The following is a 5,712-nucleotide window of genomic DNA, read 5'->3' on the forward strand; positions in this document are numbered from 1 at the left end:
CGGCGAGCAGTTCGAGGATGCGCCGGCGCACCGGATCGCCGAGGATGTCGAAGGCGTGCATCATTCGGGCGCGGCGGCGCCGGTGTAGAAGGCGGTGGTACTGGCACCCGCGCGGTTCGCAGCCTCTTCCGTGGTGCCGTAGGCGATCGAAGCGGCGGTCCAGGCTTCGCTGCTCGATGTCGCGAAAGCCTTGCCTTCGTCGCTCAGCGACCAGGTCTCCTCGGCGAAGCGCTCGTTGCTCTCACCGGTTTCGATATGCCAGGCGAGCCCCATCAGCGACAGGTCCCAGCCAACCCCGACCGCTCCGGGGCCGAACCGGTCCCAGAATTCCTCGGACTTGTCGTCGAGTGGTGCGATATGGCGGAGCGTGAAGCGCGTGGTGCCGGCGCCGACTTCAGCCAGCTCGACCTCGACCCAGCTCATGCCGCCGCCGAATTCCCATGTCAGCGCGAAGCGGCGCGGCGGTTCGCACGCCGTCACGGTGCCGCCGGCATTGCCCTTGATCTGGTAGCGCCCGCCGAGTTCGAGATCGCCCTCGACCGGCGCGAACCAGCGCGGGATGCGTTCCTTTGCGGTGATCGCGTCCCACAGGTCGTCGATGTCGGTCGGATAGTCGCGTGACGCGACCACAGCACGTGCGGGCTGGCCCGCGTGGTTTACATCCTCTACCTTGCGGACGACCATGGCGACTTGAGCGGCGGGATCGAATGACACGGGCGATTCTCCATTGCTGACGATGGAGCAATCATATCAGTCGATATTTATATAAGTCCAGAATTATATGAATTGTGCGACGAGCGCGCGCCATAATCCCTGGATCAATATGCCGGCGCCGACGAAACCGAGCAGGCAGGCTATCAGGCCGATGGGGATCAGGACGAGCATCGCCCCGCCGCATTCGCCGCCGCTGCACCCGCCTTGGCTGATCGCCCAATAGAGCGCCGCAAACGCCAGCGGCGGTACCAGCGTGACGCCGAGCCCGACAAATATCCCGATGCGCGATGCGCCCAGCGTCCGACCGACGAAGACGCCGACCACGATCAGCGTGAGCGGGAGCCACCAGTAGGAATTGATAAGCGGAACAAAATCCATCGTGGACCGCCCCTTATGCCGCGGTGTCGATCCCGAGGTCGCTCAATTTGCGGTAGAGCGTCGAGCGGCCGATGCCGAGGCGGCGGGCGACTTCGCTCATGCGCCCGCGGTAATGGCCGATCGCGAGGCGGATCACGTCGGCCTCGATTTCTTCGAGCGGGCGCAGATTGCCATCGGGAAGGTAGAGCGTGACGCCGATCGCTTCGCCGTTGATCGCGATTTCGCCTTCGCCGGTCATGCTGCCGCCGCCGAGCGTTGCCTCGATCGCGCGGAAATCGGCGCTGGTGAGCACATCGGTCGTGCTGCCAACCGCGGCGCGGAACAGCACGTCCTGCAACTGGCGGACATTGCCCGGCCAGGCATAGGCGGCGAGCAGGCGCAGCGCGTCGTCGGTGACCCCGATCGGGCCCATGTTTGGCAGGCCGCCGATGCGCGCGAGCAGGTGGCGCGCGAGCGGGCCGACGTCGCCGCGGCGTTCGGACAGCGAGGGCAGGGTGAATTGCGCGCTCGACAATGCGTAGAACAGGTCCTCGCGGAAATGACCCGCCTCGATCAGCTTGTCGAGCGGGCTGGCGCTCGTCGCGATGATGCGCACGTCGACGCTCTGGCGGATCGAGCCGCCGATCATCTGGACCTCGCCCGTGTTCAGGAATTCGACGAGCTTCGCCTGCGTGTCGAGCGGGATGCACTCGACATGATCGATGATGATGCTGCCGCCGTCGGCCTGTACCAGCCGGCCGACCTGGCGGTCAAAGGCGCCGGCGAACGCGCCGCGTTCATGGCCGAACAGGCCCGATCCGATCAGCCCCGGCGACACCGCCGAACAATCGACCATCACCAGCGCGCCGCGCGCGCGCGGGGAAGCGCTGTGGATCGCGCGGGCAAAGACTTCCTTGCCGGTGCCCGGCTTGCCGTTGATCATGACGGGGACGCGCGCGCGCGCCGCCTTCGCCGCGATCGCCAGCGCGCTGCGGAAATTGGGGCTCGACCCGATGATTTCCTCGAACGCGAGCGGGGCACGCAGCTTTTCGGTCAGCGGACGGAGTTCGCCCTGCGGGCCGCCGGTCGACACGACGCGGTCGAGCGCCTCGAGCAGGCGGTCGGGGGCGATGGGTTTCTGGACGAAATCGCTTGCTCCGGCGCGCATCGCACCGACCGCGACCTCGACGCCGTTGCGCATCGTAATGACGACGAGCGGCAGCGCCGGACGCCAGCGGCGCAGTTCGGTGACGAATTCGGGGATCGACATGCCCGGTGCGCCCTGGTCGACAAGCACCGCGTCGAGCGCCATGCCTTCCTGCGTACCCAGCTTCGCGAGCGCGGTGTCGGTGTCGGCGGCGATGACGCTGCGCCAGCCGCCGCGCGACACCAGAGCCGCCAGAAAGCGCTGCTGTGCAGGCTCGCTGTCGACAATCATCACAGTTCGCGTGTCGCGCGTGCTACTCATCGTCCCGAATCTGCCCCCTGAACCGACATATATATGTGTTTGTTCCGCTGCGGTCTTCCGGTCTACCCGATAGGGGTAAAAGGGCGATTAAGGCCATTCGACTTTTGCCGCATGGCGGGGCGTTCCGCACTTGAGCATATGGAAGCGCGTGGCTAAGACCGGCGCGATAACCGATTCTAGGCGCCGCGCCGTGCGTTGGTGCGCAGATGTGGCCGTTCAAGGGGAAAAACGATGGCACAGCAGGAAATGAAGGCAGCCGAAGAAACCTACGCGGGTTTCATCAGCCTGTTCAAGATCGGCTCGATCATCACCGCGGTGGTCGTGATCGGCGTCGTCCTTCTCATCGCCTCCTGACCGGGCCGGCATGCGCATTGCTGTCCTGAAGGAGCTCGCCGACGGCGAGACCCGCGTCGCCGCGACCCCTGAAACCGTGAAGAAATTCATCGGGCTGGGCGCTGAAGTCGCCGTCGAATCGGGGGCAGGCGAGCGGGCCTCGATCGCCGATGCCGACTATGCCGCCGCCGGCGCCAGCGTCGGCAGCCGCGCCGACGCGCTGAAGGGTGCGAACATCATTCTCGCGATTCAGGGTCCCGATCCGAAGGGATTCTCGGGCTTTGCCGATGGCGCCTGGCTCGCCGCGGGGCTCAATCCGTTCGGTGAGCGCGCGCGGGTCGATGCTTATGCGAAGCTCGGGCTCGAGGCGCTGGCGATGGAATTCATGCCGCGCATCACGCGCGCGCAGTCGATGGACATCTTGTCGAGCCAGGCGAACCTTGCGGGCTACAAGGCGGTATTGATCGCGGCGAACGCCTATGGCCGTGCCTTTCCGATGATGATGACCGCCGCGGGCACCGTCAGCGCCGCCAAGGCGTTCGTGATGGGCGTCGGCGTTGCCGGACTTCAGGCGATCGCGACCGCGCGCCGCCTCGGCGCACAGGTCAGCGCGACCGACGTGCGCGCCGCGACCAAGGAACAGATTCTCAGCCTCGGCGCCAAGCCGATCTTCGTCGAGACGGTCGCAGGGATCGAGGGCGAGGGCGCGGGGGGCTATGCCACCGAAATGTCCGACGAGTATAAGGCGGCGCAGGCCGAACTCGTATCGTCGCATATCGCCAAGCAGGATATCGTCATCACCACCGCGCTGATCCCGGGGCGCCCGGCGCCGCGGCTGATTTCGGACGCGCAACTGGCGACGATGCGCAGCGGCAGCGTGATCGTCGACATGGCAGCCGAAAGCGGCGGCAATGTCGAAGGATCGGTCCCGGGCGAAGCGAAGAAGATTCACGGCGTCACCGTGATCGGCGCGAAGAATATCGCCGCGTTGATGCCCGCCGACACCAGCGCGCTGTTCAGCCGCAACCTGTTCAACTTCCTGTCGGCCTTCTGGGACAAGGAAGCTGGCAAGCCGGTGCTCGACGAGGAAATCGGCAGTGCCATACGCCTGACGCAGGGCGGCAAGGTCGTGAACGAGCGGCTGCTGGGCTAATCGGAAAGGGGACGCGGCGATGGGTCTGTTCAGCGCCGGGGATATCGATGTTGCGGGCGCGCAGGCCGAGTTTCAGGCCTGGCTGATCGGCGGCGAACAAGTGCTCGCGGCGTTTCGGACCATCCGCGACACGGTGCTTCTGACCAATTTGCGCTTCATCTTCGTCGACGTGCAGGGCCTGACGGGATCGAAGAAGGATTTCCAGAGCATTCCATGGCGTTCGGTCACGCGTTTCTCGTTCGAAACGGCTGGCACCTTCGACCTCGATGCCGACATGAAAGTGTGGGTGTCGGGCGCCGCGACGCCGCTCGAGGTCAAGATTTCGCGCAAGAGCGATCCGCAGAAAATTCAGCAGTTGATGGCGCAGCTGATCGTCGGGCGCTGAAGCGATCGCAAAAAATGGCCGATTTCGGCCTTTTCATGAAACTTTCTCCGGTTAGTATACGTTCAGGGTTCTCCAAACCCTGACGTTTAACCAACTGGAGAATGATTGATGTTGCGTGCGAAGCTTTTCGCTACTCCCCTGATTGCGCTCACCGCAGTGGCCCTTTCGCCTGCTTTCGCGCAGGAAACGCCGGCACCCGCCGACACCGCGGCCCCCGCCGAAGCCGAAGTCGCCGCTGATGCTGCTGTCGATGTCGCTGCTCCGACGGACGCCGCTGCCGACGCTGCCGCACCCGCCGAGCGGACGGGCATTGCGCTCGAAATCGGCACCAAGCCCGATCACAAGACGCTGGCCAACGCGCTGACCGCCGCGGGCGTGTCGGAGAAGCTGGCGGGCCAGCCCTTCACGATTTTCGCGCCCACTGACCAGGCCTTTGCCGCGGTGCCGCAGTCGATGACCGACTGGCTGATGAACCCGAACAACACCGAAGCGCTGGCAAAGGTTTTGACCTATCATGTCGTCCCGGGCCGCGTGACTGCCGAAGACCTGTTCGCGAAGATCAAGGCCGGCGGCGGCAAGGCGACGCTCGCCACCGTCGAAGGCGAGACGCTGACCTTCACCGAGGTGCAAGGCAATATCAAGGTCGACGGCACGCAGGGCAGCAGCGGGTTCATCACCCAGCCGGACGTCGAGCAGTCGAACGGTAACATTCATGTCATCAACGGCGTGTTGATGCCGACGCTCGGTTGACGATTCGCGCCGCTGCGGTCGTCATTTGAAGGATAGAGAATGAAAACTCCCCTGATTCTGACGGCCGCGGTGGCCGCGCTCGCGCTCGCCGGATGTAACGGCAAAGCGGATGCGCCGGCGGCCGACACGGCGGCGATGCCCGCCGCCGATCCGGCTGCGGCGCTTGGCGCGACGACCACCATTGTCGCCGGGATTGCAGCGGCGCCGACGCTCAAGAGCCTCGCCAGCAGTGTCCAAGCGGCGGGCCTTGCCGAAACCCTGTCCGGCGCGGGCCCGTTCACGGTGTTCGCGCCGACCGATACCGGTTTCGCGCAGGTGCCGCCGGTGACGCGCGACGGCTGGATGCGTCCGGCGCAGAAAGACGTGCTGGCCGGCGTCCTCAAATATCATGTCGTCCCGGGCAAGTTGACCACGGCCGACCTTGCCGCGAAGATCGCCGAGGGCGGCGGAAAGGCCGTGCTCAAGACCGCCGGCGGGCAGGATTTGACTGCAACGAAGAGTGGCGGGACGATCCTGCTGACGAGCAGCAGCGGCAACAAGGCGACCGTGACG

General features: G+C 65.5%; 8 protein-coding genes. 5 read left to right on the forward strand and 3 right to left on the reverse strand.

Annotated features, from left to right (window positions below; all coding sequences use genetic code 11):
* Positions 1-60: 60 nt before the first annotated feature.
* The 3 genes from VGD20_RS11060 to VGD20_RS11070 form a co-directional block, all read right to left on the reverse strand.
* Complete coding sequence (locus VGD20_RS11060; protein ID WP_331134496.1) at positions 61-714, reverse strand: SRPBCC family protein; 654 nt, start codon at positions 712-714, stop codon at positions 61-63.
* Between the two features lie 63 nt (positions 715-777).
* Entirely contained in the window at positions 778-1,092 is a 315-nt protein-coding gene (locus VGD20_RS11065; protein ID WP_331134497.1) for a hypothetical protein, read from the reverse strand.
* 13 nt (positions 1,093-1,105) lie between these two features.
* Positions 1,106-2,539 carry a sigma-54 dependent transcriptional regulator gene (locus VGD20_RS11070; protein WP_331134498.1) on the reverse strand — a complete coding sequence of 478 codons (1,434 nt, stop codon included), beginning with the start codon at positions 2,537-2,539 and terminating at the stop codon, positions 1,106-1,108.
* A 231-nt stretch (positions 2,540-2,770) separates the two neighbouring features.
* Between VGD20_RS11070 and VGD20_RS11075 the strand changes: the two genes are divergently transcribed.
* The 5 genes from VGD20_RS11075 to VGD20_RS11095 form a co-directional block, all read left to right on the forward strand.
* Entirely contained in the window at positions 2,771-2,893 is a 123-nt protein-coding gene (locus tag VGD20_RS11075) for an aa3-type cytochrome c oxidase subunit IV (RefSeq protein WP_056374262.1), read from the forward strand.
* Between the two features lie 10 nt (positions 2,894-2,903).
* Entirely contained in the window at positions 2,904-4,025 is a 1,122-nt protein-coding gene (locus VGD20_RS11080; protein WP_331134499.1) for an NAD(P) transhydrogenase subunit alpha, read from the forward strand.
* Positions 4,026-4,044: 19 nt separating this feature from the next.
* Positions 4,045-4,410 carry a PH domain-containing protein gene (locus VGD20_RS11085; RefSeq protein ID WP_331134500.1) on the forward strand — a complete coding sequence of 122 codons (366 nt, stop codon included), beginning with the start codon at positions 4,045-4,047 and terminating at the stop codon, positions 4,408-4,410.
* A 108-nt stretch (positions 4,411-4,518) separates the two neighbouring features.
* Complete coding sequence (locus VGD20_RS11090) at positions 4,519-5,160, forward strand: fasciclin domain-containing protein (RefSeq protein WP_331134501.1); 642 nt, start codon at positions 4,519-4,521, stop codon at positions 5,158-5,160.
* 39 nt (positions 5,161-5,199) lie between these two features.
* The coding region (locus VGD20_RS11095) for a fasciclin domain-containing protein (protein WP_331134502.1) at positions 5,200-5,712 on the forward strand (513 nt) is incomplete at its 3' end.

The sequence above is a fragment of the Sphingopyxis sp. genome (genome assembly GCF_036402335.1).
GTDB lineage: Bacteria > Pseudomonadota > Alphaproteobacteria > Sphingomonadales > Sphingomonadaceae > Sphingopyxis.